General features: G+C 55.0%; 24 protein-coding genes. 2 read left to right on the top strand and 22 right to left on the bottom strand.

Annotated features, from left to right (window positions below):
• Positions 1–150: 150 nt before the first annotated feature.
• The 5 genes from MWU55_RS10330 to MWU55_RS10310 all read right to left on the bottom strand — a co-directional run bounded on the left by MWU55_RS10330 (position 151) and on the right by MWU55_RS10310 (position 3,755).
• Entirely contained in the window at positions 151–1,188 is a 1,038-nt protein-coding gene (locus MWU55_RS10330) for a zinc-binding dehydrogenase (protein ID WP_246936099.1), read from the bottom strand.
• Positions 1,185–1,907, bottom strand: coding sequence for a DUF4386 domain-containing protein (locus tag MWU55_RS10325; protein ID WP_246936098.1), 723 nt, complete (start codon positions 1,905–1,907; stop codon positions 1,185–1,187). Before MWU55_RS10325 ends, MWU55_RS10330 begins: the two co-directional genes overlap by 4 nt.
• A gap of 98 nt (positions 1,908–2,005) precedes the next feature.
• Complete coding sequence (locus MWU55_RS10320) at positions 2,006–2,812, bottom strand: nitroreductase family protein (protein ID WP_246936097.1); 807 nt, start codon at positions 2,810–2,812, stop codon at positions 2,006–2,008.
• Between the two features lie 20 nt (positions 2,813–2,832).
• Positions 2,833–3,210, bottom strand: coding sequence for a DUF1801 domain-containing protein (locus MWU55_RS10315; RefSeq protein ID WP_246936096.1), 378 nt, complete (start codon positions 3,208–3,210; stop codon positions 2,833–2,835).
• Positions 3,211–3,218: 8 nt separating this feature from the next.
• The gene (locus MWU55_RS10310) at positions 3,219–3,755 is read right to left on the bottom strand and encodes a flavodoxin domain-containing protein (protein WP_246936095.1); all 537 of its coding nucleotides are present in this window, start codon (positions 3,753–3,755) and stop codon (positions 3,219–3,221) included.
• 294 nt (positions 3,756–4,049) lie between these two features.
• Here MWU55_RS10310 and MWU55_RS10305 point away from each other — a divergent pair, with 294 nt between their 5' ends.
• Both MWU55_RS10305 and MWU55_RS10300 read left to right on the top strand, forming a co-directional pair.
• Positions 4,050–5,603 carry an NAD(P)/FAD-dependent oxidoreductase gene (locus MWU55_RS10305; protein WP_246936094.1) on the top strand — a complete coding sequence of 518 codons (1,554 nt, stop codon included), beginning with the start codon at positions 4,050–4,052 and terminating at the stop codon, positions 5,601–5,603.
• A 59-nt stretch (positions 5,604–5,662) separates the two neighbouring features.
• A complete protein-coding gene (locus MWU55_RS10300) occupies positions 5,663–5,992 on the top strand; it encodes a multidrug efflux SMR transporter (protein ID WP_246936093.1) in 330 nt (109 codons plus the stop codon).
• Between the two features lie 164 nt (positions 5,993–6,156).
• Here the strand turns inward: MWU55_RS10300 and MWU55_RS10295 are convergent, their stop codons facing one another.
• The 17 genes from MWU55_RS10295 to ugpB all read right to left on the bottom strand — a co-directional run bounded on the left by MWU55_RS10295 (position 6,157) and on the right by ugpB (position 24,870).
• Complete coding sequence (locus MWU55_RS10295; RefSeq protein ID WP_246936092.1) at positions 6,157–6,777, bottom strand: phosphoribulokinase; 621 nt, start codon at positions 6,775–6,777, stop codon at positions 6,157–6,159.
• Entirely contained in the window at positions 6,777–7,703 is a 927-nt protein-coding gene (locus MWU55_RS10290; RefSeq protein WP_246936091.1) for a carbohydrate kinase, read from the bottom strand. The genes MWU55_RS10295 and MWU55_RS10290 overlap by 1 nt, the downstream gene beginning before the upstream one ends.
• 41 nt (positions 7,704–7,744) lie before the next feature.
• On the bottom strand, positions 7,745–9,196 hold the full coding sequence (gene xylB, locus MWU55_RS10285) for a xylulokinase (protein ID WP_246936090.1): 1,452 nt from the start codon (positions 9,194–9,196) through the stop codon (positions 7,745–7,747).
• Between the two features lie 3 nt (positions 9,197–9,199).
• Positions 9,200–10,693: a mannitol dehydrogenase family protein gene (locus tag MWU55_RS10280; RefSeq protein ID WP_246936089.1), complete on the bottom strand. Its 1,494-nt coding sequence runs from the start codon at positions 10,691–10,693 to the stop codon at positions 9,200–9,202.
• 2 nt (positions 10,694–10,695) lie between these two features.
• Positions 10,696–11,469, bottom strand: coding sequence for an L-iditol 2-dehydrogenase (locus MWU55_RS10275; RefSeq protein WP_246936088.1), 774 nt, complete (start codon positions 11,467–11,469; stop codon positions 10,696–10,698).
• The gene (locus tag MWU55_RS10270; RefSeq protein WP_246936087.1) at positions 11,466–12,470 is read right to left on the bottom strand and encodes an ABC transporter ATP-binding protein; all 1,005 of its coding nucleotides are present in this window, start codon (positions 12,468–12,470) and stop codon (positions 11,466–11,468) included. The genes MWU55_RS10275 and MWU55_RS10270 overlap by 4 nt, the downstream gene beginning before the upstream one ends.
• 9 nt (positions 12,471–12,479) lie before the next feature.
• The gene (locus MWU55_RS10265; RefSeq protein ID WP_142854483.1) at positions 12,480–13,310 is read right to left on the bottom strand and encodes a carbohydrate ABC transporter permease; all 831 of its coding nucleotides are present in this window, start codon (positions 13,308–13,310) and stop codon (positions 12,480–12,482) included.
• A 12-nt stretch (positions 13,311–13,322) separates the two neighbouring features.
• Complete coding sequence (locus MWU55_RS10260) at positions 13,323–14,201, bottom strand: sugar ABC transporter permease (RefSeq protein ID WP_142854484.1); 879 nt, start codon at positions 14,199–14,201, stop codon at positions 13,323–13,325.
• Positions 14,202–14,317: 116 nt separating this feature from the next.
• Positions 14,318–15,622, bottom strand: coding sequence for a sugar ABC transporter substrate-binding protein (locus MWU55_RS10255; protein WP_246936086.1), 1,305 nt, complete (start codon positions 15,620–15,622; stop codon positions 14,318–14,320).
• 117 nt (positions 15,623–15,739) lie between these two features.
• Positions 15,740–16,771: a LacI family DNA-binding transcriptional regulator gene (locus MWU55_RS10250; protein ID WP_246936085.1), complete on the bottom strand. Its 1,032-nt coding sequence runs from the start codon at positions 16,769–16,771 to the stop codon at positions 15,740–15,742.
• 316 nt (positions 16,772–17,087) lie between these two features.
• The gene (locus tag MWU55_RS10245; protein WP_246936084.1) at positions 17,088–18,737 is read right to left on the bottom strand and encodes a Na/Pi cotransporter family protein; all 1,650 of its coding nucleotides are present in this window, start codon (positions 18,735–18,737) and stop codon (positions 17,088–17,090) included.
• 72 nt (positions 18,738–18,809) lie between these two features.
• Entirely contained in the window at positions 18,810–19,724 is a 915-nt protein-coding gene (locus tag MWU55_RS10240; RefSeq protein WP_246936083.1) for an HAD-IIA family hydrolase, read from the bottom strand.
• A 32-nt stretch (positions 19,725–19,756) separates the two neighbouring features.
• Positions 19,757–20,692: a glycerophosphodiester phosphodiesterase family protein gene (locus tag MWU55_RS10235; RefSeq protein ID WP_246936082.1), complete on the bottom strand. Its 936-nt coding sequence runs from the start codon at positions 20,690–20,692 to the stop codon at positions 19,757–19,759.
• Positions 20,689–21,744, bottom strand: a complete 1,056-nt coding sequence (locus MWU55_RS10230; RefSeq protein ID WP_246936080.1) for a sn-glycerol-3-phosphate import ATP-binding protein UgpC — start codon at positions 21,742–21,744, stop codon at positions 20,689–20,691. Before MWU55_RS10230 ends, MWU55_RS10235 begins: the two co-directional genes overlap by 4 nt.
• 13 nt (positions 21,745–21,757) lie before the next feature.
• The gene (ugpE, locus tag MWU55_RS10225; RefSeq protein WP_246936078.1) at positions 21,758–22,609 is read right to left on the bottom strand and encodes a sn-glycerol-3-phosphate ABC transporter permease UgpE; all 852 of its coding nucleotides are present in this window, start codon (positions 22,607–22,609) and stop codon (positions 21,758–21,760) included.
• Positions 22,609–23,490: a sn-glycerol-3-phosphate ABC transporter permease UgpA gene (gene ugpA, locus MWU55_RS10220; protein WP_246936076.1), complete on the bottom strand. Its 882-nt coding sequence runs from the start codon at positions 23,488–23,490 to the stop codon at positions 22,609–22,611. The genes ugpE and ugpA overlap by 1 nt, the downstream gene beginning before the upstream one ends.
• Positions 23,491–23,565: 75 nt before the next feature.
• Positions 23,566–24,870 (bottom strand): sn-glycerol-3-phosphate ABC transporter substrate-binding protein UgpB, encoded by a 1,305-nt coding sequence (ugpB, locus tag MWU55_RS10215; protein WP_246936074.1) that lies wholly within the window; start codon positions 24,868–24,870, stop codon positions 23,566–23,568.
• Between the last annotated feature and the right edge of the window lie 38 nt (positions 24,871–24,908).

Below are 24,908 nucleotides of genomic sequence, written 5' to 3'. Positions count from 1 at the left end.
TCGCGCGCAACTGCGGACAGGCCGTTCGCCGCAATGCGGAGGACCTCGGTTGAGATCGTTAGGAAGGTGAAATCGTATTGTCCGACACAGACCGCGCCGCAGCGAGGTGTCGATTACTGCGCCTACACTCTTTCAACAATAATGAGAGATCTAGATGGTCCCGTAGCTGTCCGAAACCAGAACGATCTTTCCTGAGACCTCGGCGCGCTCCAGCATCGCATGCGCCTTCGTTGCGTCACTTAACGGCACCCTTTGGGCTAGGCGTGGAACCAGCCGCCCCTCCAGCGCCATATCGAAAAAACCGGCTAAGGTCTCTTGGTACCAGTCCATGTGAGCGCGGGGGTAGGTGTCCATTCCAGGTCCCTTGGCCAGTCGTCGCCCACCAGGCCAGATCGCCATCAATCCCAGCAATAAGAGGCTTGGCAGAATGATCCCAGTGCCGGATTGCAGAGAGCCGGCCATGCCCAGCATCAAAAGCCTGCCATTGGGGCGAAGCATTCGCCAGGAGCGCAGCAATTGCCGCGCGCCGCCGACAAGGTCAATCACCACATCGGCGCCACCGTCGGTCAAAGTACGGGTATGCGCCAAGACATCATCCAAGCGATAGTCGATTGGCTGCGCCCCGTCGGACTGGATCTGTGGATGTTTTTCAAGCGCATCACAACCGAAAGTTTGCAATTCAGCCGCGTGTCCCAACTGCAAAAGTGCGCTGCCCAAACCGCCCCCAGCGCCTTGAACAAGCAGCCGATCACCCGCCTTGACTTTGGCCGCTTGGTGAAGCGCCAGGCTTGCCGTCAGATAGTTGATGATTATCGCCACGGCAACCGCAGGGTCGAGGCCATCAGGCACAAGCACCTGTTCGGCGGCAGGGCGGCACAGATACTCGGAATATCCACCGGCATCGCCGAAGGTCCAGCAGCCTACTCTTTGTCCAGCTTGCAGATCTGTGACATCTTCGCCAACCTTGTCGACAACACCGACGATATCTTCTCCCGGCGTGTAGGGGAGCGAAGGAAACCCCGGAAACCGATGGCCGCGCAGCATGACGTCATAGGCCGAAACGCCTGACGCCTCCACCCGCACGCGCACTTCGTCCGGGCCCGGCTCAGGCAAGTCCACGGTTTCCCACTGCAGCACCTCGGGCCCGCCACGTCGGTGCACAACAAAGCGATGTGTTGAGCCGTTCATGATGTGACCTCAGCTGTATCGGCATTGTCGGCTTCCAGTGTGCCAAAATCGAACCCGCGGAAGATAAACCAAAGCGCCATGACCATTTCCTGCACTGCGATTGGAACCAAGAGCAGAGCTGTCCAAGCTGGCATGGGGAAAAGCATCGCCGCGATGACAAGAGCCATCAAAATGGCAATTGCGATCACCCCCCAGACCGAGATCCAACGCGGAATGAGCTTGGCTTGAAAGAGCATTGAATAGAGACACAGAGCGCCCAGCCCAAAGATTACATTGTAGAGCAATCCGTCCGTGTTTCCCCAAGCATTCTGGGCTTCGACCAGCATCCGAGCGCTTTCCGCCAAGGTCGGATCGGCCCCCATCGCCACCGCATCACTGAGCGTGATCAGGGCAAACTTGTTGGTCAGCGCCACATTGATGAGAATGATGCCTTCAAGACTGCGGAAAAAGAAGTAAGTCAAAGCAAAGCGAGTACTGACCCGACGCAGAACCGGATAGATAAACGCGCCAATTAAAGGCATCGCGAGGATGCAGATCAGCTCGATCAAGAGGCCGAAGATGATGATTGGTTTGTTTTCTGCCGCGATGGTCAGAACAGCCGTATGATCGAGGTAAGATCGATAGAACGCTTCCCCCAAGAACAGAAATAGGGTCGCTACGATGAACAGCAAACCGACAATGACGCCCGCACGGCGGTAATCTTGGTCTTCATAGTGCATCAGCCTCTCCTGATGTGTCATTACTAAGGTTTGATCGAAGCAGAATACCCTCTCAAATCTATCGCCATTCCCGGCATCAGTGCTTGTGGTCCTGAAGCCTAAATTTCTTTGACCAGATCACTGAATGGAAACCTTGTTCGCGGGCTGAACAAGCCTTCAGGCATACCGGTTCCCACGCCTATCACCAACGTGACTTCTGCCATAGGAGGAAGCCCCAACAGCGTCCCAATTCCACGGCTATCTATCCCGCCAATCGGACAAGATTCATACCCGTGAGCTGCAATCGAAAGCATCAGGTTTTCTGCGGCCAAGCTCGCTTGAATGTGGCCATAGATTCGGTGATCCGCGCGCCGTACGGGGCCGTTTGGAGTTGGTTGGGTTCTACCCCTGATCCAAAACATCATCCGCCGCTTGATGTTATTGAATCCCCAGCGATCAGTTTTCATCAACATCGGAACAATGTTTTCGTAGTAGTCTAGGATCGGCCCTTTTAACGGCCTCTGTCCGTTATTAGTCATAATGCCCACCAGCTTTTTAAGGTGAGCCTCCCAATCGTCGACCCGCGACACGACGACGACAATATCCCCTGCTGTTTCGACACCGGGTTGACCTAAGCAAAGCGGAACAATCTGCTTTTTCTTCTCTTCATCCCGAATCCAATAAAGCTCATAGCATTGAAGGTTCGAAGAGCTAGGGGCAAGAATAGCGTCGCGCAAGCAATCGCGCATAACGTCCTCGGGCAAAGGAACACCGTCGAAAATCCGAATGGCACGCCGTCCTTGCACAGCTTTCTTGAAGCCGGGCAATGCAGTTTCTTTGAATGACGGGTTCGGTCGCTCCTCATCAGTAGCAACGACTTTATCAAACTTTCCCATTTCACTTAGAGCGTTTGGAGTTACCGGCATCACGAATTCTCCATTCCTTGCTAATGCATTGTGTTACGAGCGTCTGAGCTAATACTTTCGCATTGCGTGACAAACGCAGTCAGGCCAGCCCAGTCGACCGGACGTCCCGGCAATACGCGAATGTGCTTGCTTGGTTTTCCTGACCCCTCCAGCACCCCATTCGGATCTGAAAGCTCTGAGCTGCGCAGAAAACCGAAATTCACGTACTCTTTCGATCCGAACAGATAAAGCACGGGCGCTCCATGTGCATTGAGGAAGACAGGGACGCCATATTGCATATCTTCCGACGCACCCGGCAAGGTCGCGTGTATGTAGGCCCTCAAATCCTTCAACAGCGGCACGACGGGTGCATTGCACTTGCCGATATAGTCATCAACCTGGTCGATTTTACTGGTCATTGGATACCTCACATCACCGGAAAATCTTGCGCCGCTGCGGGCGTGCACAACTGGTATTTCCTTGCCAGCGCCACGACCGGCGCAATGCTGTTTCTGTCCATGTAGTCGAACCCTTTCAGCTCTTCCTCGCTGGCCACGGGATCGGGGTTCTTCCATGCTGCGATGATCAACATCATTCGGTCAAACCAGCTAAGCTCGCCCGGCACCTGACGCCCACGCAACGCGACATGCTTTGCCCGCGCGATGAAATCTGTCGGCAAGCTATCACCCACCCAAGCATCAAGCTTCGGGCCGGGAGGCGCACCAGACACGGTTACCATGATGACGGGTTTCTGATCGAGCTTGGCCAGATTTTCCTGCACCCAATCGGTGATTAGAAGCTTGTAGTAAATCACCGGCGTTGCGAGGATCAGAAAATCATAAGCATCCAGATCGACGTTATCTTTCTGGACGTTCAAGACTGGCAATTCGGCTGCTTCGCCGATCCAACCAGCATACTCGGCGGTGCTACCGTACTTGGTCGTATATAGTACTGCGCCTTTCACAACGAGACCTCCACAAAATCTGTTCCACCTACTTCCTTTCCCGTCTCGTTTACTTATGGCGCAATTGGTCCAAACCGTCATTGACGCACCTCAATGCACCTAAACAGCACCCATGCTAGCTTGCCGCCATAAGCCCAATTTCGAACTCGAAAATGCGGTTCGGTACATGAGGTTTTGAGCAGAGTTTATTGATTGCGAGGGGCGCGTATTAACCGGCCCCCAGACTGTATATTCAGACGCAATGCCCAGCGGTCGCAGGCAAAGCGTACTCATCGAACTTTGGAGGATTATACTATGATCAATTCGAAAAACGATCATTGGGACGCCATCGTTATCGGCTCGGGCATCGGGGGTATGACGGCAGGTGCAGCATTAAGCCGTGTCGGACATAAGGTTCTGTTGCTGGAGCAACACCAAACGCTTGGTGGTCTGACTCACAGCTTCTCGCGCGACGGATTCACTTGGGATGTTGGTCTTCATTATCTGGGCGGTATGGCGCCGGAAGATCGCAATCGCGAGATGCTGGATTGGCTGTGTGAAACACCCATTGATTTCGTATCCTTGGGATCGGTCTATGACATCCTGCACATCGGATGGTCAGAGCCATTGCCGCTTTCGCGCCCCTACGAAGCCCAGGAACGCGATCTGAAGGACCGCTTCCCAGACCAGACAGAAGCCATCGAAGCTTGGACGCATGCGCTGCGCGAAGGTCGTGCGGCGATGTACAAGATCTTCCCGACTCGCGCGATGCCCGAAGTTGCAGGAGACATGCTTGACTGGTGGAACCGCCGCGCGCTTGCGAAATGGTGCGCGCGGACGACAAAAGAGGTCATCGACGACATCACCGACCACCCAGAGCTTGCTGCGGCAATGGCTGCACAATGGGGCGATCACGGGGGTCTGCCCAGCAAGGCAAGCTTCGCCATGCATGCCTTGATCTCAGGTTGGTACCTTTGGAGTGGTTCTTGGTATCCGGTGGGCGGCAGCGCCGCCTTTGCCGATCACATCACACCGACCATTGCAAAAAACGGTGGAGAAACCCGCGCAGGCGTCCGCGTCGAAGAGCTGCTGATTGAGGACGACACTGTTGTTGGTGTCCGCACTGACGACGGCACGGAGATCCGCGCAGACGCTGTGATTTCGGATATCGGGGTACGCGAAACCATCGACAACCTTTTGCCAGCGGATTGCGGCCATGAGGACTGGATCGCGGAAATCCGTGCTCTGCCCTCCAGCATCGCGCATTACACCCTGTTTATTGGCTTTGAAGGTGACATCGAAGCCGCTGGTGCCACAAAGGCGAACCATTGGATCTATCCAACCGGAGAGGTCGACGCGCTTTGGACATCGGCACCGGATGGTGAGCCACCTTGCATGGTCGCCTCTTTTGGGTCGCTCAAGAACCCGAAGCATGACCCCGGTCCGAAGCAAAAGCACATGGGGCAATTCATGGTCTGGTCCGACTGGGACTCGGTGGCAAAGTGGGCAGATCAACCCGCCCGGGAACGCGGCGAAGACTACGCCGATTTTAAACGTCGAGTCGAAGTGACAATGATGGCGCAGTTCGAGCGTTACTTCCCCGATCTCGCAAAGCTGATCGTTCATTGCGAACTGGCAACGCCACTATCCACCGTTTCCTATACCGGACATCGCGAGGGGGCGTTCTATGGGCTCGATGTAACGCCCGAGCGCGTCATGAGCGACGCTTTGCGGGCCCAGACACCAATCCCAGGGCTTTATCTGGCAGGGCAGGACGTTGCGAGCCCCGGCGTACCCGGTGCGCTTTGGGGCGGACTGCTGTCAGCGGCAAGCGTTGACCCCAAGGTCTTCCCGAAGTTCAGGGGATAAGGTCGCGTGACAGCTTTGAAGCTGGACGACCGCATTGAAACCAATCAAGGAGACTACGCATGCACTGGATTTTGTTATCGATCGGTGTCGCGATCGAAATACTCGCAACCGCTTCGCTTAAGCTGTCTGATGGATTCACCAAGCTTGGCTTTGCAGGCCTGACGCTTCTTTGTTTCGGAACAGCCTTTTACGTCATGTCACTTGTCGTGCGCACCATGCCGGTCGCGGTAGCGTATTCGGTATGGGCTGGTGGTGGTATCGCTGGCGTTACGCTGCTTGGCGCCATGGCGTTCGGGCAAAAACTGGACGGCTTTGCCTATCTCGGCGTTGGCCTGATCCTATCCGGAGTTGTCGTATTGAACGCTTTGTCGACTGCCGCGAATGGGTAACCGGGACGAGCCAATATCCAAGTTATGCAATCTTGTCCGATCTTTATCGAGGGACACCTCATAGAACCCAGACTGGAAGTTTCGCTAAGTTTGAAAAAGCGGCAACGCACACAAAACAACTGGCGCGCTACAACAAATTCCATTGAGGTAATGGAGATTAAGACCTAACCGGCCTGAACAACAAAGTCGGATGCCCGTGAGCTTTCCAATACCAAATCCGCGTTGCGCATGTCATTTTCATGCGCGCGATTTTTTGCAGCGGTTGGTGATAACCCGTGATCGAGCCATCGTTTAGTTAGCCGCCTTTCCAGCTCTGATCTGGCGACAACAAGTTTTACCGTCATATCAAACAGCGCGGCAAGTTCGGACCAAGGTGGAAGGTCGAGAAGCAGATAGTTCCCTTCGACCAAGACAATATCTGAACCGGCATCAATGCGTCCTCCGTCAGGAATGGCACTGTCAGCGTCGCGATCAAAGGTGGGGTAAGTCAGGCTTGATTGGTGCTTCAACGCGCGGACCAGTTCGACAAAGCCTACGGCGTCAAAAGTTTCGGGCGCACCTTTTCGGTCCAAAAGGCCTTTCTGCCGCAGTGTTGCGTTATCTAGGTGGAAGCCGTCCATGGGCAAAACCGCCGCGGATATACCGATGCCATTAGCAAGGTCTTCCGCAAGTGTGGACTTGCCCGAACCGGGCGGTCCCGCGATGCCGACGAGAATGCGCCTATCACCGTCTGCGCGCGACTTGATCTCATCGAGTAGCATCTCGAAGGTGACCAAATTCTCCATTACAACTCATCCCCCCAAGGAGGGTTTGCTCCGGCGCGTGAAACAGTGATGGCGGCTACGTTGGCACCAAAGGCAAGTGCCTCGTATGCCATTTCTGGCGTGAGGGCTGAAAGCGCTTTTTTCGTCAGCTGTCCACGTTCCGACAGCTTGGCCATGACGCCCGCATTGAATGTGTCACCTGCGCCAACCGTATCAACAATCTGAACCCGTTGCGCGGGAACGTCGATTTGTCCGCCCTCGTTCAAAAACCCACTCGCACCTTCACCGCCGCGCGTGACTACGACAAATGCGGGACCTTGTTCCAGCAACGCCCGCGCCTTTTCTTCCAGCGGCACCGGGGTTTGGTTGATCCAGTTCAGATCCTCATCCGAAACCTTGACCACATCCGCCAAAGAAATGAGTACGTCCAACCGTGAACGATACCTATTTTCATCCGTAATGAACCCAGCACGTATGTTTGGATCAACCATAACTGCTCGTGTGGTAGCGTGGTCTTTGGCAAATGCCAAATACGCATCAGCGCCCGGCTCACAGGCCAGACTGATGCCTCCGAAATACAGCGCAGAGACGTCTGTCAACTTTGCCGGCATATCTTCTGGCATCAGCATTCGACCGGCTGAGTTTTCATCATAGAACGTATAGCTTGCGTGACCATCAACCAATTTTACAAAGGCCAATGTGGTGGGGCGGTCACTTGTAACGACGTGGCGTGTATCGACACGGCTTGCGCCCAACGCATCTGCCAGTTGGCGACCAAACATATCGTTGGAAAGCCCTGTCAGCATCCCCGTGTGCGCACCTAAGCGCCCCAAGGCGATGGCGGTGTTGAAAACGGCCCCGCCACAATGGGGCACAAAGCCGTCTCGGCCTGATTGGGTCGCTTCCGGGATCATGTCGATCAAAGCTTCGCCACAGCAAAGGATCATCTGGGTTTACCTTCTTATTGTTACTCGAAGACCGTGCAGTGTCACTGCAACGACTGGATAGCAGGATAAGCGTCTTTGAACCGTTCATAGGCATCGTCAAAAACCGGAATCAAATCGCGTCTTGGGGTGATCTTCTTACAAAACTCTGGTGCATGCATCACTTCTTCCGGACGTGCATCAGTTGCGGCGACAATCGCCAGTCTTGCCGCTCCTAGGGCCGCTCCGAATTCACCGCTCTTTGGCAAAGCGATGCTGGTTCCAAGTATCGTTGCAATCAGTTCCACCCAGTAACGTGATGCCGCGCCACCACCAACCGCGTAAAGCTTCTTGATTTCTGCACCCGTCGCTTTCATCGCCTCGGCACTGTCGCGCAGTGCGAAGGCAACCCCCTCGAGGACTGCGCGCGTCATGTCATCAAGGGAAGTCTGGGTATCAAGACCAAGGAACGCGGCCCGGATCTGTGCGTCGTTGTGCGGGGTGCGCTCACCTGACAGATAGGGCAAGAACAATTCCTTGCTCGGATTTCTGATTTCCGTTCCAAGCGCCTTGGTCAGTGACGCGGGAGATTGCCCGCTGATGCGGGATAACCAGTTCAATGAATTGGTCGCGGAAAGCATAACGCCCATTTGGCACCACCGGCCTGGGATTGCGTGGCAGAAGCTATGCAGCGCGGTTTCCGGTGCTGGATCACAGCCATCCCTTGCCAGCAACAAAACACCAGACGTCCCAAGGGACACAAACCCCTGCCCTTCGGAAAGAGCACCTATGCCGCATGCAGCTGCCGCATTGTCGCCAGCGCCTCCGGCCACGATCACCGGGTGTTTGATCCCCCAGTCCGACAAAAGTTCTATTCTGAGTCCCCCCGCTGGGTCGCATCCCTCGACAAGCCTGGGCATCTGATTAGAGTGCATGTTGCCTGCGGCGAGGAGTGCTTCAGACCACCCCCGTTCACGAACATCCAGCCAACCCGTGCCCGAGCAATCAGAAACATCAGAGACAGATTCGCCCGTCAAATACCAATTCACGTACGCAGCAGGCAGGAGCACCTTGGAAATACGAGCGTGGTTCTCTGGCTCATGCGCCCGCACCCATTCCAGTTTCGGTGCGGTGAAGCCGGGAAACGCCACATTTCCTGAAATAGCGCGCATCTCTGGTATCGCGTCCAGACGCGCGGCCTCTTCATGACTTCGGGTGTCATTCCACATAATGCAGGGACGTATCGGATCACCGATTTCATCCACCAAGACTGCGCCGTGCATATGGCCCGACACACCAATGCCTTTAATGTCCGAGAACTCTGGATGGTCATCGCGCAATTCTCGCATTGCGGAGTTAAGCGCATCAATCCAGTCTTTGGGATTTTGCTCGGACCAGCCAGGGCGGGGATGGTGGGTCGCATAGGCGCGTTCAGCCGAGCCAATTGGACTCCCTTCGGTGTCTACGAGCAACGCGCGTAGGCCAGAAGTGCCCAGGTCGATACCCAAGAACGCCATCTCTTAGCCTTTCAGGAATTGATCGATGGAGGCCTCGACACCCTTTGACCAGATCATATTGAGCCAGTTTGAAAATGCGTTCGCAAACAGGGGTTGGTCCGCGAGATCTCCATAGTACTGCCGTTGCCGGAGCCAAACCGAAGGGTCTGCTTTGGCCAGAACGGCAGTTTCCTGAAGGTCATCCCAAAACGGGTCGTTTTGCTCAATATGGCTGCCGTCTTCGCGCGTACCTTCGCACATGCGTGCCCACGTTGCTTCGACCAAAGCAAGACCGTCGATCGGCGTGCCAGCCGCAATCCCTTCGCGGATCGTTGGGATGACAAATCCCGGATGCCGCGACGAGCCGTCAAAGGCCACCCGACGCGTCGTGTCAATGATGCGCGGGTTCGAGAAGCGGCGGTCGATCAGGTCGACATAATCCTTTGGCGTTATGCTCGGAACTGGCTTCACGTGCGGTGCAATCTCGTTCAATGTAATGCGCCGGAAGAGATTTCGGATCTTCGCGTTCGCCATGCAGTCAGCAATTGTTGCGACCGACAGTATTTCACCGACACCTGCGATGATCTGATGTCCGCCATTCAGGATACGAATTTTCATCGCTTCATAGTCATGAACATGATCCGTGAACGTGGCGCCAACCTTGTCCAGATCCGGGCGACCTGCACAGAAATCATCCTCGATCACCCACTGACGATAGTTTTCATGGGTAACAGGTGACGCATCAGCGATGCCCAGCGATCGGACAAGCCCGATCTCTTTCAAACCCGTTGCTGGGACAATGCAGTCCACCATTGAGTTCGGGAACGAGCAATTCTTGTCGATCCAATCTGCAAGCTGGGGATCGGTCAATCGCGCCAACGAGACGACGGTCTGCCGAAGGACTGCACCATTGCCTTGAAGGTTGTCACAGCTAAGGCCGGTGAACGGCCCCATCCCCTGATCCCGCCGCATCTTAAGTGCCGCCACCATGGCGCCGAACGCTGTGGCCGGGCTTTCCGGATTTGCGACGTCATGCTTGATGTCTGGATGTGTTGCGTCAAACGTCTTGGCGACTGGATCGACATAATATCCGCCCTCGGTCACGGTCAGGGATACGATACGGATATCGGGCTGCGCCATCCGTTCGATCAGCTGCTGATTGCTCGGCTGAACAGGGACGAAATCAATCATCGGCCCAATGACTTCTGCCGATGTTCCGGCCGGATCCAGTTCGACCAGAGTTGTCAGATAATCCTGCGTGGCCAGTTTTTGGCGTTGCCTTTCATCATTTGGGCGGACACCCGCTCCAACGATTGCCCAATCAAGCGCTTCGCCGTTTTGCATCAAACAATGCAAGTACCAAGCTTGATGGGCGCGATGAAAGTTTCCAAGCCCGATATGGACAATTCCAGCGGAAAGGCTTGCACGATCGTAGGTCGGGCAAGACACCGAAGGCAGCAGATCTGCCAGATTTTCATCGCTCAACTGAACGAGGGCTGGATCAAGTGCATGGGCCATCTTCAACTCATCCAGTTCCCGCCATCTACACCGATGGTCTGGGCCACGATGTAGTCAGCTTCATTGGTCGCGAGGAAAACAGCCATTCCAGTCAGGTCTGCGGCGGTGCCCATTCGCCCGAACGGAACGGCCTCGCCCACCTCTTTCTTTTTCTGACCAAGCGGCTTGCCTTCGTACTTCGCGAAGAAGGCGTCGACACCGTCCCAATGCTCGCCATCGACCACGCCGGGCGCAATGGCATTCACGTTGATGCCATGCTGAATAAGGTTGAGACCCGCAGATTGCGTCAGGCTGATAACTGCAGCTTTCGAAGCGCAATAAACTCCGACCAGTGCTTCACCACGCCGACCCGCTTGGCTGGCCATGTTGATGATCTTACCACCTTCGCCGCGGGCAATCATGTGACGCGCAACAGCCTGCATCGTGAACAGCACACCGGACACGTTGATGGCAAAGACAGCATCAAAGTCGTCCCGGGTGATCTCGTCAATGGGCGCGGCAGTGAAGATGGCTGCGTTGTTGACCAAGATGTCAATCCCGCCAAACTGATCTGCTGTCTGTGCGACTGCGGTTTCAATACTGTCTTGCTGGGTCACATCCATTTCGATGGCAATCGCAGCGCTGCCCAATTCCTGCACGGCGGCTTGCGCGCGCGCCATGTCGATATCGGCAACCGCGACCCGTGCGCCTTCCGCAACATAGGCCTTCACAAATTCAAGCCCTATGCCGCGTGCCGCACCCGTGATCAGTGTTGTTTTGCCAGCAAGTCGTTTCATTCCAGTCGCAACCCCTCAGCATCAAAGCGGTGCAGATGTGCAAGGTTCGGAGTCAGGTAAACCGTGTCGCCATGTTTCACGCCGAACTCGCCATCCGTGCGGACTGTCATAGGTTCGCAACCGGGCACGCCGTGAATGTGAATGAAGGTGTCAGATCCCAAGTGTTCAGCAACACCAACGGTGCCTTGCCAAAGACCTTCCGTCGTCGAGACATCGATATGTTCGGGGCGGATACCAATTGTGTGCGCGTCATGTTTCGCTGCTTCGGCACCTTCAATCAGGTTCATTTTCGGGCTGCCGATAAAGCCCGCAACAAAGACGTTGCGCGGCGTCCGATAAAGCTCAAGCGGTGTCCCAACTTGTTCTATCACACCCGCCTGCAGCACAACAATCTTGTCTGCCATGGTCATGGCTTCGACCTGATCGTGGGTCACGTAGATCATGGTCGTATCAAGTTTCTTGTGAAGCTCCGAGATCTCCATGCGCATACCTACACGCAATGCAGCGTCGAGGTTCGAAAGCGGCTCGTCAAACAGGAAGGCGGACGGCTCGCGCACAATGGCCCGACCGATCGCAACACGTTGCCGTTGACCGCCAGAAAGCTGTCCGGGGCGCCGATCAAGATAGTCGGTCAGGTTTAGCGCTTTGGCAGCCGCATCGATGCGCTTGTCCTGTTCCTCTTGGCTCATCTTCGCCATGCGCATCGGAAATGCGATATTCTTACGAACCGACATATGCGGGTAAAGTGCATAGGACTGGAATACCATCGCCAGGCCGCGCTTGGCGGGGGAGACATTAGTGGCGTCCTCTCCGTCAATGCGGATGTGCCCACTTGTGGTATCCTCAAGCCCTGCGATCAGCCGAAGCAGCGTGGACTTGCCGCAGCCCGATGGGCCGACGAATACCGTGAATTCACCATCGTCGATGGTCAGGTCCAGCGGTGGGATGACTTCCACTTCGCCGAAGCTTTTGGATACTTGATCGAGTACAATACGTCCCATGATCTTTCCTTATTTCACTGCGCCGAAGGTCAAGCCGCGGACAAGTTGTTTCTGACTGAACCAGCCAAGGATCAGGATTGGTGCGATGGCCATGGTCGAGGCCGCGCTGAGTTTTGCGAAGAACAGGCCCTCGGGGCTGGAATAGCTCGCGATAAAGGCTGTCAGCGGGGCGGCGTCGACGGCCGTCAAGTTGAGCGTCCAGAACGCTTCGTTCCATGCGAGGATGAAATTCAAAAGAAGCGTCGAGGCGATGCCGGGTATTGCCATTGGCGTGAGCACATAGAGGATTTCTTCTTTCAACGTGGCCCCATCCATCCGCGCGGCTTCCAGAATTTCACCCGGAATTTCGCGGAAATAGGTGTAAAGCATCCAGACAATGATCGGCAGGTTGATCAGCATCAGCACGATGACCAGACCTGCGCGGCTATCCAGCAACCCCAGCTGAATGAACAGCAGATAGATGGGGTAAAGAACACCAACCGCCGGAAGCATTTTCGTCGACAGCATCCACAGCAATATATCCTTGGTGCGTTTCGAGGGTACGAAGGCCATGGACCAAGCCGCAGGGATCGCGATCATCGTTCCAAGAATGGTCGAACCGCCGGCAAGGATGATTGAGTTCCACAGGAACCGCATATAGTCCGACCGCTCTTGGACCACTGAATAGTTTTCTAAAGTCCAATCGAAGTTCAAAAAGATCGGCGGGCTTGCAATGGCCTGAGCTTCAGTTTTGAAGCTGGTCAAGATCGTCCAGAGGATCGGAAAGAAGATCAAGAACCCGATCAGCCAAGCCAGGGCCGTGTTCAGAGCTTTGCGTTGTGTTGTCGCTGCGCGTGCCATGATGTGCCCCTCCTATGCGTCCAGGTTTTTGCCAACGACGCGCATCAGCAAGACGGCGAGGATATTGGCGAGAATGATTGCGTAGACGCCCCCTGCGGACCCAAGGCCCACGTTCTGGCTTTCCAACACGCGCTGGAAGATCAGGTAAGAGAGTGTCTTGGTGCCGAATGCACCGCCCGTCGTCACGAAGATCTCGGCGAAGATGGCCAGAAGAAAGATCGTTTGGATCAGGATCACGATTGTGATTGCGCGCGACAGATGCGGCAGGATGATAAACCAAAAGCGCTTAAGAACCGGCGCGCCGTCCATCTCGGCGGCTTCAAGCTGTTCACTGTCCAGCGATTGGATGGCAGTCAAAAGGATAAGTGTCGCGAATGGCAGCCACTGCCAGGATACGATCAGGATAAGCGACGGAAGGGAAGCTTGGCTAAGCCATTGCACGGGTTCTGCGCCAAAAGCCTTCCAAAGATGTGCAAGGATGCCATTCGTCGGATCCATGAACATGTTTTTCCAGACCAGCGCCGAAACAGTGGGCATTACAAAAAATGGCGCAATCACCATAATGCGCACAACGCCCTGCCCCCACATAGGCTGATCAAGCAAGATAGCCAGCAAAATCCCGAAGACGATGGTGATCACCAACACGCCCCCGACGATGATCAGAGTAGCTTGGACGCTTGGCCAAAAGGAACTTGAGCTTAGAAAACGGGCATAGTTCGCAAAGCCCACCCATTCCAAACCGTTGGCTACTGAATCCCCGCGCAGTGGCAGGTATTTCTTGAATGAAAAGAACAGGGTCATCGTCAGTGGTACAAGCATCCATCCTAAAAGCAGGATCACTGCAGGTGCCATCATAAGTCTGGCTGCTGATCGTGAGTGCTGGGTCGCCATGACACATCTCCTTCGTTGACGGGCAAGCCGCCTTTAACGAGGTAAAGCTATTTGGGTTTGGGTTGGGGGTCGAGGGGCGGCGTAGTCAGCCGCCCCTCGCATTCTTGCCATTCGGCTTAGCGGTAGCCCGCAGCCTCCATGGCGTCGTTTGTGATGGCCTGAGCTTTGGCCAGAGCATCTTCGACGCTCTGCTGTCCAGCATAGGCTGCCGAGAATTCCTGGCTTACTTCAGTGGCAATGCCTGCGAATTCTGGGATGGCGGCGAACTGAATGCCAACATAAGGCGACGGTTCGACGGTCGAGTTGTTCGGATCAGCCGACAGGATCGAGTCCAGCGTCATTTGAGCAAACGGAACCGACTTGTAGTTTTCGTTCTCGTACAGCGAAGTACGTGCACCTGGAGGAACGTTTGCCCAGCCTTCTTTGGCGGCGACCAACTCGATATAGTCTTTGGAGGTTGCCCACTCGATGAACTGAGTTGCTGCATCCTGTTTCTGTGTGCCTGCCGGAATGGCCAGCGCCCAAGCCCACAGCCAGTTCGACCGTTTACCTAGGCCAGTATCCGGTGCCAGAGCGAAACCAACACTGTCAGCGACGGTCGAGTCGTTGGGGTTGGTCACAAACGAAGCTGCAACGGTGGCGTCAATCCACATGCCACACTTGCCTTGCTGGAACAGCGACAGGTTTTCGTTGAAACCATTGGTCGCGTAACCAGCCGGACCGCTTTCATCCATCATACCTTTGTAGAAATTCAGGGTGTTGGCCCAAGCATCGGTGTCGAACTGTGCGTTCCATTCCATATCGAACCAGCGTGCGCCGAACGAGTTCGACATAGCTGTGATGAAAGCACCGCCTTCACCCCAACCGGCCTTGCCGCGCAAGCAAATCCCGTTGATTTCGTTGTCGCGGTCGGTCATCGCCGCTGCCGCTTCGCGAACAAAGTCCCATGTCGGCGCATCCGGCATCTCCATGCCCGCCTTCTCCATCAGGTCCGTGCGATACATGATCATCGAGCTTTCACCATAAAACGGTGCAGCATACAGAGTGCCTTCGTGTGAAAGGCCACCGGCCATCGCAGGAAGAATGTCACCGGCGTCGTACTCGGCCGACAAGTTGTCGAGGGGGACGAGCCAGCCATTTGCACCCCAAATCGGCGTCTCATACATGCCGATCGTCATGATATCGAATGCACCACCTTTCGTGGTGATATCCGTCGTTACACGCTGACGAAGAACGTTTTCTTCGAGGGTAACCCATTCGACATCGTGTCCGGTTTTGGCGGTGAAGTCGTCAGTGTAGCCCTGCATACGGATCATATCGCCGTTGTTCACGGTCGCGATCGTAATTGTGTCAGCAAAGGCAGCGCCTGTGGTCATCACAGACAATGCTGTCGCCGCACGAAGTGCGTTAGCTAGTTTCATTGTTTCCTCCCACGGAATTTAAATTATTCCACGAGCATAGTGCCGAGACTTCCGCTTCGTCAATCTTAAATTTTACGCGCGTAAATTTATTTATTGGTATCGCGCAAAATCAAACGCTTATGCCGAAGCGCGCATTATCAACTCTCCATCAAATAGCGTTGAATTGCGCTCTGGGGCACGCTCTCCCGATTCGATCATAGCCATTACCGTCTCGACGCTTTTTGTCGCGATCGCTGAGTAGTTATGTGAAACCGTCGTCAGTGTCGGACAAGTGTATCGGGAAAACGGGTGGTTATCATGGCCTGCCACGCGCAGCACACAATCATCCCCCAAGCCGACTTTGATTCCTGCTTCATAGGCCGCAGCCAAAAACCCAATGGCCAAACGGTCATTGCTGCAAAATACAGTGCGCGATGGAAGCGAGTCTTGTGACAACACGCGTGCGCCCTCGCGAAATCCGATTTCTTCGATGTCCCACCCTTCGCCCTCAGCCTGTATTACATGAGGCGTGTGACCCATACGCTCCATCGTTTCCACGTAAGCCGTGCGTCGCTTGTTAGCGTTTGGGTTCGGTGGCGACTTCATCTCGAAGAATGCAGGTGGTTCACCCGTTCTTGTAAGATACTCCAACATCATTTCGGTGGCTTGAGCATTGTTGTGTCCGACAAACGCTTCACCGACCCCGTCAATGTTTGCGTCAAAGTTCACCGTGGGCACCTCACGACAAAACCGTTCGATCGCGGCGGTGTCCGAAATGCGCCCAAGAGGCGCCAGCAAAACACCCGCAGGCTTGATCGACAACAACGAGTCCAAGTTCTCTACCTCGAGCTTTGCGTCGCCATGAGAGCTTAGAAGGATCGGACGAAATCCAGCCGAAATGACCAGATCTTCGATGCGCCGCGCGATTCCAGCAAAAAACGGATCGGCCAGATAGGGCACCACAATCCCCAAGTTCTTTGTCAATTTTCGATTTTGGTTCATCGCAAAGATGTTGGGGCGATAGTCGTGCTCCTTAAGAGCCGTTTCGATTTTCTCGCGCGTAGACGCACGTACGCTTGCCGGATCGTTGAAGTATTTCGATACGGTCGGTCGCGAGATGCCGCTGACCGCAGCAAACTCTTCCATGTTCCTGATCTTTCGATCGCTCATACGATGCACCTCAAACTTACCTGAAGTTTACAATTTCTTATCGCGCGGGAAAAATCAAATCAGTTGTTTTGCACAGCACTTCATTGTCGAGGCGATTGTCCATGGTCGAGATTGGGTTGTCTGATCAGTTGATGTGATTGAAGGGAATTGGACGGGAATCCGCCAAATTGGCAATTCTGAACCTGAGTAACGAAGCGAATTCGAGTGTCGTTTGCTTTGCGATTGGTGAGAGATTGTAAAAATTGTGGCGGTAAACTCAGAGCCGTTGAAAGTGGGAACCACTGCGTGCACTGAACCGCTGTCAGCTCTCTGCGCCTTATTTCCCTCCTTCAGAAAGCCTACTGGACAGAAGGTCACCGGTTTCTGCCAGGATCGGATAGCCGGCCATCGCAAACGAAGTATTTACTTGCTTCAATACACGGAGCGTTTCCTGATGGATGTTGCTAGTTTCGATGCTCTCCGCAAGGCCTTCGCGCAATCGACCCAGATGTTTTCGCTGTAGGGACTGTTCCACTTCGCGCACGCTCTCCTTCTGAGCAACAAGCTCACGGGCATCATCAGGATTTTCCTTCATCATAACGCTCAGGGAAAGCTGAACATTTGCGAGAACCCGATCATGAAAATCGCCGATCTCTTTTCGTCCTTCTGTTGAAAAGCTGAGACCTTCCAAATCCAACCGTTGCGCCAGACCAAGCAGATTGCGCACAAGAAGATCCGAAGCGGCTTCTAGGCCGGCAGCGAGGAGAGACAGGTTCATTGCCCCCTTTACCGTTTCTTCGTCTAGCTCTCGACGGTTCAGATCCGCGAGGTAGAGTTTAACCTCTTGGTGTGCCTGGCGAACCGCTGCGTCGCTGTTTCGTATCTGTGTTGCAGTGGCATCGTCCCAGCCGTCATACAGGCCGTCCGTGCGGATCAGCATTGCCTCGATCCGTTCGCCCATCCGAACAATCTCGCGCGAGGCGCAAGACAGCGCCCGAGCCGGTACGTCCAACGCACTTGGATCAAGAGCCGACGGTATTAAGGTTGCGTCGCCTGCTGCTCTGTCGACAACCAGTCGTTCAGCCAACCGTGTGATTGGAACAACAAATGGCAGGGCGACGACACATAGAAGTGCGTTAAAAACCATGTGCAGATTGATTGCCTGCGCCGCCCCAGTTGTTCCGAGCCAATCCAGATGTTCTGAAAGTGCGCCAATGGCGATCAGAAGAAGCGCCGCCCCCCCTCCGCGCAACACAAGATTGGCCACGACCATCCGGCGCGCCTCCGGGGGTGCAGCAAGGGTCAATACATAGGCAATCATTGACCCACCCAGATTGGCCCCAAGCACCATCGCCATGGCAGCAGGCACAGGAAGAGCCCCCTGCGAGACCATCGTGACAAAGAACAATACCGCTGCGACGCTGGAATGCACGAGCCAGGCAAAAATGGCACCCAAAGCAAAGGCCGTGAACAAATCCGTTTCCAGATAGCTGAAGATATTCAATGCGCCTTGGCTGTCCATCAGCGGCGAGGTCGCCGCCCGGAGCATATCAAGCGAAACGAAAATCAGGGCCAACCCGATAAGGATCCTCCCTGATTGGCGGGTACGTCGCGCTTGACCCCGCAGGAACAAGCCTACGCCAACGGCCAGAAGAACCGGTATTAACCAAGTCTGCCGTACCAGCAAAACCTGCGCCACGACAGCCGACCCCAGATCGGCGCCCAACAGGATTGCAAGTCCCACTGCAGAAGTGACAGCACCGGTTGCTGCAAAGTTAGAAACCAGAATGGCCACGGCAGTAGAGCTTTGCAGCATCATGGCCGACACGATACCGGTACCGGAGGCAAGAATGCGGTTATGTGCCGAACGCCGCAACCAAAGGCGCAGTTGCACCATGAATGCGCGCTCAACACCGGTCCGAACCAGTCGAACCGCCCAGATAAGTAAAGCTGCTGCGCCCGCGATATTAATCAGAAATGCGATCAAACCTGATTATGCCTCCTTGCAAGTATGAATGCCCCGTCGAGAGTGTTGGCAACACTGGAAACAATCAAGGGATTAGGTCGTTGGAACCATCCAGTTTGGACGTATTCCTGAACGCTCAATGAACGGCTGTACGTCCAAACCATGAAAAAGCCCATGATCGGTGACGAGGACCGTACCAACACCCGAAGCAGCCCCGCCGAGGATGTCCGTATGCAGGGTGTCACCCACCATCGCGATGCGATCACGTGGAATACCTGGCAACTTGGCGATCGCGGCGTCAAATGCATTAACATATGGTTTGCCAAAAAAGAGAGGCATAACCGGCAGCGCGTCCATCAGTGCATGCGCAAAGCTGCCCGGTTCAATGGTCAGGCCATCCTCGCGTGGGGCTACGAGATCGGGATTGGCAATGACAACGGGTCTGGGGTTTTCGCGCAGGGCCGAAATCAAGCGCTGGGTGTCCCGATCGGTCCAGCGGGCACTCGACAGTAAAAGAAATCCGCCTGCGTTGTCGTAAAGCGCTGGATCGTCCAACAGCTGTCCAGGCATATGCGAAGTATCGTCGAACTTGTCGTCGACTGTTGCCCCTGCGGCCCATCGCTTGCCCGGCGGTAGATGCGGCAAAGCCGCGAGGGCGAGATCCCGGCTAGAAATGACCTCATCGGAACGGAAATCGAATCCAAGCCGGTGATACTTTTCAAGTATCTGGGACCGGCTGTAGCTGGCCGCATTGGTCAGAACGATCAGCTTTTTGCCCATCGCGCGCAGCTCTGCCATCCGCTCAACGGCACCTGCAATGGCTGTTTCACCACGGTTGAGCACACCAAAGGCGTCCAGAATGAACCCATCAAAATGCGCGGCAACCTCGGCCAAGTTTGCTGCATGCTGTGGCGTTTCGTCAAAGATGGCCTGCGGTAATCGCGAACGGATGGTCTCGTACCGTTCAAAGGCAGCTTGCGGACCGATTTGCATGTCGTAAAAATCCATTGTGCCTCTTGGCTCCTTGTGGGCAAGAGCCCTTACCAAGTCATTCCTCGTGACAACAGGATACGTTGCGCCCGGCCCGGATAGTCTGTGATGATCCCGTCCACCCCGGCATCTATCATGGCGTTGATATCTTCTGTTTCATTGACCGTCCATGTCGAAACAAGAAGCCCGAGATCGTGGGCCTCGGACACATGATCAGCGGTGACATCCATGAAATATGGACACCAAAGGCGCCCACCCGCGCTAGCGACTGCCTTGGGTATCGACATGCCCAAAGCGTCGAAATCAGGGGCAACAGATTTTTGTGAATCTTCGCCGGGTTCGTCAGCGTTTTCGGGCAGCTGGGATAGGAACGAGCGCGGCATTTCTGGTGCGACGCGGGCGCATTCTTCAAGGATTTTCCAATCGAAGCTGTGCAGAACGGTGCGCTGTTCCAGCCCTCTGGACCGCACTTCGTTCACAACCTCATGGACAATGGCAAGGCTGCATTGCGCCTGATCGGGCGCGGCTGGCTCGGATTTCATCTCTAGCAACAACAGAAGGTCCTTTCCTTCCGGTTGAAGCGCAAAATCCAAAAGCTCGGCCAAGCGGGGAACACGTACGCCGGACATAAATGCCTGATCCGGAAAGCGTTTGCCGTAGACCGTGTTTCCGTCTAGCCCACCTACGTCAAGCTGCTTGATCTCGGACAGGGACAGTTCTGAAACCTTCAACTCGTCCCCGGTCAACCAGTTCCCATCGCGCCCACGCGTGGCCGCGTTCAGAAGGTGGTGATTGTGGGTTATGACTGGGGTCTTTTCTTTAGTCAGAACAACATCAAATTCCAACGCCCTCACACCCACGCTCAACGTGAATACAAAGCCTTCCATGGTGTTTTCCGGCATCACTCCTCGGGCCCCTCGATGGCCGATCAGGCGAACGACGCCGGGCGCACCGCGAAATCCGTCGAGTTGAGGGAAATCGGTCATTCTTCAATCCGTTTACCCGAAGTGGCGTCAAATACGTGCAGGTTGCTGGCTTCAACCGAAAAGCTCATCACTGAACCTTCACCAGCGGTGACATGTCCAGGCATGCTTGCCACGATATCGTTGTCTGTCCCATCGAGCACACCGTGCATCAGCGTGTTGGCCCCCAGTTGCTCGAACATCTGGACCGAGATTTTGATTGGACCGTTTTCGTCATGGACTAGGTGCTCAGGGCGAATGCCAAGAGTTATTGCTCCATTCGCGTGGTTCGCTCCGGTCACCGACGCGCCATTGCCAAGCGTCAGCAATCCGTTTGTTGCGGTTGCAGGCAAGAAGTTCATCGAGGGGCTTCCGATAAAACCAGCAACAAACAATGTGGCGGGTCGGTCGTAGAGCTCGATGGGTGTTCCGAACTGTTCCACGTACCCACCATTAAGCACCATGAGCCGGTCGCCCAGCGTCATCGCCTCGACTTGGTCGTGGGTCACATAAATTGAAGTGACCCCAAGCCGTTGCTGGAGCTTGCGAATTTCAAGACGCATCTGCACGCGCAACTTGGCGTCGAGGTTTGAAAGCGGCTCGTCAAACAGGAACACTTGCGGGTTGCGCACGATAGCACGCCCCATAGCGACGCGCTGGCGTTGGCCACCCGAAAGCTGGCGAGGTTTGCGATCAAGGTATTGGCCGATTTCAAGAATATCAGCTGCTTCCCGAACCCGCTGGTCGATCTCATCTTTGCTGATTTTCCGGATCTTAAGCCCGTACGCCATGTTTTCGCGCACAGACATATGCGGGTAGAGAGCGTAGTTCTGGAATACCATTGCGATATCCCGGTCGGCCGGTTCCAGATTGTTCACGACTTTGTCGCCGATGCTGATTTCACCCGAGGTTATCGTTTCCAGCCCCGCGACCATGCGCAAAAGCGTTGATTTCCCGCAGCCAGAAGGCCCGACAATTACGATAAGTTCGCCATCTTCGATTTCACCTTCGACATGGTGCAGAACCTCGACGTCGCCATAGGCTTTTACGAGGTCTTTCATAGTAATGGATGCCATTCTGTGCGCCCCGTTATTTATCTGTTTCAGTCAGGCCCTGCACAAAGAGCCGTTGCATTGCGACCACCACAAAGACCGGTGGGATCATGGCCAGCAGCGCGGTCATCATGATGATGTTCCACTGTGGTGACTGTTCCGCCGCTTCTAGCATCTGCTTGATGCTCATGACGATGGTGGTCATGTCCGTTTCGGTCGTGATCAGCAGAGGCCAGAGGTACTGGTTCCAGCCATAGATGAAGAGGATCACGAAGAGCGCGGCGATATTGGTCCGGCTGAGCGGGATCAGAATGTCCCAGAAAAACCGCAACGGTCCCGCGCCATCAATCCGGGCGCTTTCCAGCATTTCGTCTGGAATGGTCAGAAAGACCTGTCGGAACATGAAAGTGGCGGTGGCCGAAGCAATAAGTGGTATCGACAGCCCCCAATAGCTATTCAACATGCCCAGATCCGCCACGACTTCGAAAGTGGGCAAGATGCGCACTTCGACTGGCAGCATCAAGGTGATGAAGATCAGCCAGAAGAAGCCCATGCGAAACGGGAATTTGAAATAGACGATGGCAAAGGCAGACAGCAGTGAGATCGCAATTTTGCCGAATGAGATCATCAGAGCCATCATCAAAGAGTTCAGCAGCATCCGCCAGACCGGGGCACTTTCGGTTCCCGACAGCCCACCGCCAAACAGGGTCTGTTTGAAGTTCTCCCAGAAGTACCCACCGGGCAGCATCGGGATTGGTGCCTGCGTCATGCGCACAGGGTCGTGCGTCGCGGCGACAAAGGTGATCCAGATCGGAAGTGCAACGATGATGACGCCGAAAATCAGGACGGCATGGCTGACCATGTTCAGGATTGGACGGTTCTCGATCATCAGTATTCCACCTTTCTTTCCACATAGCGGAATTGGACGACCGTCATCGCGATGACGAGAACCATCAGGATCACGGACTGAGCCGCTGATCCGCCAAGATCAAGCCCAACGAAGCCATCGTTATAAACTTTGTAGACAAGGATCGTAGTCGCATTGGCCGGACCACCTTGCGTGACCGCATGGATGATGCCGAATGTGTCGAAGAAGGCGTAGACTGCGTTGATGACCAAAAGGAAAAATGTCGTCGGCGACACCAGCGGAAAGATGTGATCCCAGAAACGACGCACCGGGCCCGCTCCATCAATGGCAGCTGCTTCGATGAGCGACCGTGGAATGGACTGCATCGCAGCGAGGTAGAACAAAAAGTTGTAGGCGATTTGCTTCCATGCGGCGGCAAAAATCACCAGCATCATCGCATGTGAACCGTTAAGATAGTGGTTCCAGTCGATGCCGACAAACTCCAATATATATGGGAAAATCCCAAGTGTCGGATTGAACATAAAGACCCAGAGCGCGCCCGCCAGAACAGGTGCCACAGCGTAGGGCCAGATGAGCAAGGTGCGATAGGTTGTTGCCCCTCGAACAATGCGATCAGCAAACCCTGCAAGAAGCAGCGCAGCAGACATCGATAAAACAGCGACGCAGACCGAAAAGAAAATCGTGCGACCAAAGGTGCCGAGATATTGCTCATCGCTGGCGAGATAACTGAAGTTTTCGAACCAGACGAATTCGGTCGAAATGCCAAAGGCATCTTCGATCAAAAAGGACTGGTAAACCGCTTGGCTTGCAGGCCAGACAAAGAAAACCAGCGTAATGATTACCTGCGGCGCCACCAGAAGATAGGGCAGCAGTGACGTCGGAAAGTGGACGCGCTTTAGCATTGGGACATCACAATTTGATTGAAGAACTGCAGCGAATTGGCGGCCCCGTGTTAAGGACCGCCAACGCGAGAGAGTTTAGTTTGCAGTACGCTCGAATTTGCGCAGCAGGGCGTTTCCGCGCTCGGCCGCATTGTCGAGAGCCTGCTCGGCAGAGATACTGCCAGCCCACAGCGCTTCCATCTCTTCGTTGATCACGTCACGGATCTGAACAAAGTTACCAAAACGCAGACCGCGAGAATTCGCTGTTGGCGTATTGAGGCTCAGCTGTTTGATCGCCGTGTCTGTGCCCGGGTTCGACTCGTAGAACCCCTGTTCGGCGCTTAGGTCGGCTGCAGCCGTTGTTATCGGAACATAACCCGTTTCCTGGTGCCACCATGCCTGAACTTCGGCCGAGGACAGATAGGTCATGAACTTGGAAAGACCTTTGTACTCGTCCGCTTCGTGACCCTGAAGGGCCCAGAGGGTTGCGCCACCGATGATCGAGTTCTGAGGTGCGCTGGCCACGGCCGTGTCGAGCGGCAGCATGGTCTGACCAAATTCGAACTCGGCTTGCGAAACAATCGAGCCATAGTAGGCTGACGAGTTCATCCACATGCCGCATTCACCATTGGTGAACATTGGCAGCGAGTCCCCGCGGCGACCACCATAAACAAAGAGCTTGTCTTTTTGCATGTCCGCGATTTCCTGCAGACGTGCGGCGACTTGCTCGTTGTTGAACGTGAACTCGGTATCGAACCCGGTAAAGCCGTTTTCCTGCGTGCCAAGCGCCAGGTCATGCCACGCCGAGAAGTTCTCGATCATAACCCAGCTTTGCCAGCCGAACGAGAAACCGCAATCCATGCCATTGTCGACAAGGGCCTGAGCTGCGGTTTTAACGTCATCCCAAGTTTCCGGAACAGACGCGCCCGCGGCCTTCAATGCGTCGGCATTGTACCACAGAACCGGGGTCGAGCTGTTAAACGGCATCGACAGAAGCTCGCCTTCAGGTGTCTGGTAGTAGGACACAACTGCTGGCAGGTAGGCGGAACCGTCAAATGGTTCACCAGAATCTGCCATCATTTGTTCAATTGGGTAAATTGCACCCTTGGCAGCCATCATCGTGGCTGTGCCCACTTCGAACACCTGTACAAGGTGAGGCTGTTCACCCGCGCGGAACGCGGCAACGGCAGCTGTCATGGTTTCGGTGTAGTTGCCTTTGTAGGTCGGTACGACGACGTAATCGCCTTGGCTTGCATTAAAATCGGCAGCGATCTTGTTGACGCGTTCGCCGTTGGTGCCGCCCATGGCGTGCCACCAGCTGATCTCGGTCTGTGCTACTGCAGCGCTTGCGGTTAACGCAAAGGCAGCTGTGCCCGCGAGGAGCGTTCTTGATAGTTTCATCCCTTCCTCCCTGTCAGGATTCAAACAATATTGCCCGC

It is taken from the genome of Aliiroseovarius sp. F20344, from assembly GCF_023016155.1.
Lineage (GTDB): Bacteria > Pseudomonadota > Alphaproteobacteria > Rhodobacterales > Rhodobacteraceae > Aliiroseovarius.
The sequence above is the reverse complement of the archived record's forward strand: the minus strand, read 5'-3'. Positions and strand labels throughout refer to the sequence as shown.

Coding starts and splice junctions, on each gene's coding strand:
- xylB (WP_246936090.1), bottom strand. CDS start 9,196: ATGGCGTTCTTGGGTATCGACCTGGGCACTTCTGGCCTACGCGCGTTG.
- MWU55_RS10270 (WP_246936087.1), bottom strand. CDS start 12,470: ATGGGACGTATTGTACTCGATCAAGTATCCAAAAGCTTCGGCGAAGTG.
- ugpE (WP_246936078.1), bottom strand. CDS start 22,609: ATGATCGAGAACCGTCCAATCCTGAACATGGTCAGCCATGCCGTCCTG.
- MWU55_RS10255 (WP_246936086.1), bottom strand. CDS start 15,622: ATGAAACTAGCTAACGCACTTCGTGCGGCGACAGCATTGTCTGTGATG.
- MWU55_RS10300 (WP_246936093.1), top strand. CDS start 5,663: ATGCACTGGATTTTGTTATCGATCGGTGTCGCGATCGAAATACTCGCA.
- MWU55_RS10325 (WP_246936098.1), bottom strand. CDS start 1,907: ATGCACTATGAAGACCAAGATTACCGCCGTGCGGGCGTCATTGTCGGT.
- MWU55_RS10280 (WP_246936089.1), bottom strand. CDS start 10,693: ATGGCCCATGCACTTGATCCAGCCCTCGTTCAGTTGAGCGATGAAAAT.
- MWU55_RS10265 (WP_142854483.1), bottom strand. CDS start 13,310: ATGGCACGCGCAGCGACAACACAACGCAAAGCTCTGAACACGGCCCTG.
- MWU55_RS10305 (WP_246936094.1), top strand. CDS start 4,050: ATGATCAATTCGAAAAACGATCATTGGGACGCCATCGTTATCGGCTCG.
- ugpA (WP_246936076.1), bottom strand. CDS start 23,490: ATGCTAAAGCGCGTCCACTTTCCGACGTCACTGCTGCCCTATCTTCTG.
- MWU55_RS10330 (WP_246936099.1), bottom strand. CDS start 1,188: ATGAACGGCTCAACACATCGCTTTGTTGTGCACCGACGTGGCGGGCCC.
- MWU55_RS10295 (WP_246936092.1), bottom strand. CDS start 6,777: ATGGAGAATTTGGTCACCTTCGAGATGCTACTCGATGAGATCAAGTCG.
- MWU55_RS10275 (WP_246936088.1), bottom strand. CDS start 11,469: ATGAAACGACTTGCTGGCAAAACAACACTGATCACGGGTGCGGCACGC.
- MWU55_RS10250 (WP_246936085.1), bottom strand. CDS start 16,771: ATGAGCGATCGAAAGATCAGGAACATGGAAGAGTTTGCTGCGGTCAGC.
- MWU55_RS10290 (WP_246936091.1), bottom strand. CDS start 7,703: ATGATCCTTTGCTGTGGCGAAGCTTTGATCGACATGATCCCGGAAGCG.
- MWU55_RS10320 (WP_246936097.1), bottom strand. CDS start 2,812: ATGCCGGTAACTCCAAACGCTCTAAGTGAAATGGGAAAGTTTGATAAA.
- MWU55_RS10315 (WP_246936096.1), bottom strand. CDS start 3,210: ATGACCAGTAAAATCGACCAGGTTGATGACTATATCGGCAAGTGCAAT.
- MWU55_RS10240 (WP_246936083.1), bottom strand. CDS start 19,724: ATGGATTTTTACGACATGCAAATCGGTCCGCAAGCTGCCTTTGAACGG.
- MWU55_RS10230 (WP_246936080.1), bottom strand. CDS start 21,744: ATGGCATCCATTACTATGAAAGACCTCGTAAAAGCCTATGGCGACGTC.
- ugpB (WP_246936074.1), bottom strand. CDS start 24,870: ATGAAACTATCAAGAACGCTCCTCGCGGGCACAGCTGCCTTTGCGTTA.
- MWU55_RS10260 (WP_142854484.1), bottom strand. CDS start 14,201: ATGGCGACCCAGCACTCACGATCAGCAGCCAGACTTATGATGGCACCT.
- MWU55_RS10235 (WP_246936082.1), bottom strand. CDS start 20,692: ATGACCGATTTCCCTCAACTCGACGGATTTCGCGGTGCGCCCGGCGTC.